The organism is Mesorhizobium sp. M7A.F.Ca.MR.148.00.0.0, from assembly GCF_003997735.1.
Classification (GTDB): domain Bacteria; phylum Pseudomonadota; class Alphaproteobacteria; order Rhizobiales; family Rhizobiaceae; genus Mesorhizobium.
Window position 1 is genome coordinate 1 of the sequence record NZ_RZTB01000153.1, and the last position, 1,243, is coordinate 1,243.

Annotated in this window: 1 protein-coding gene; it reads left to right on the forward strand. The window is 64.9% G+C overall.

Annotation, left to right across the window (positions count from 1 at the left end; translation table 11 throughout):
* On the forward strand, positions 1-1,096 hold a 1,096-nt coding region (locus EOB49_RS30585), incomplete at its 5' end, for a dihydrolipoamide acetyltransferase family protein (RefSeq protein WP_245472896.1).
* Positions 1,097-1,243 lie beyond the last annotated feature (147 nt).

The window sequence follows — 1,243 nt, forward strand, 5'->3', positions numbered from 1 at the left end:
TAACCCCTCCCCACAAGGGGGAGGGGGAGGCGCCACAGCTTCCAAGGGCGGAGCAAAACCCACCTCATCGTCATCAGCAAATCCCAAAGGAATCGAAGGCGGGGAAGCGGCGGCGACCGAATCCCCCTCCCCCTTGTGGGGAGGGGCTAGGGGTGGGGGTACGGCGCCGACATCTCAAGTTGCCACGCCCGCCGGCGCACCGCGTCCCGAGGGCGAAAGACCGCTGGCTTCGCCGGCTGTTCGTCTGCGGGCAAAAGAAGCCGGCATCGATCTCAGGCAGGTTGCGGGATCCGGCCCTGCCGGCCGCATCGGCCATGAGGACATCGAAGCGTTCCTGGCGCGCGGGCCGCAGGTTGCCAGGACATCCGGCCTCGCCCGCAACGATGCGATCCAGGATATCAAGGTGGTCGGCTTGCGGCGCAAGATCGCCGAGAAGATGTCGCTGTCGAAATCGCGCATCCCGCACATCACTTATGTCGAGGAGATCGACGTCACCGCGCTGGAGGAATTGCGCGCCGCGCTCAACAAGGAGAAGCGCCCGGGTAAGGGTGGCGTGGAGAGGCCGAAGCTGACGCTGCTGCCGTTCCTGATGCGGGCCGTGGTCAAGGCGATCGCGGACCAGCCCAACCTCAATTCTCTGTTCGACGACGAGGCCGGCATCATCCACCAGCATGGCGGCATCCATATCGGTATCGCCGCGCAGACGCCGTCGGGGCTGGTGGTGCCTGTGGTCAAGCATGCCGAGGCGCGCGACATCTGGGAGTGCGGCGCAGAAGTCGTCAGGCTGGCCGAGGCGGCCAAGTCCGGCACCGCGACACGCGACGAACTGTCCGGCTCGACCATCACCATCACCTCGCTCGGCGCCATGGGCGGCGTGGCGACGACGCCGGTCATCAACCATCCGGAAGTGGCGATCATCGGCGTCAACAAGATGATGGTGCGGCCGGTGTGGGACGGCACCCAGTTCATCCCGCGCAAGATGATGAACCTGTCGTCGAGCTTCGACCATCGGGTGATCGATGGGTGGGATGCGGCGGTGTTCATCCAGCGGATCAAGACGCTGCTGGAAACGCCGGCGCTGATTTTCGTGGATTGAGGGGCGGGACAATCGAGATGCCGGCGGAACAGCGCCCCCCTCTGCCTTGGAGGACTGGTTTTCTTCTTACAATGTTGAAAATCAGCGAAAGCAGTGGAGGGCGTAATCTCCCCCCTCGAGGGGGAGATGGCCGGCAGGCCAGAGGGG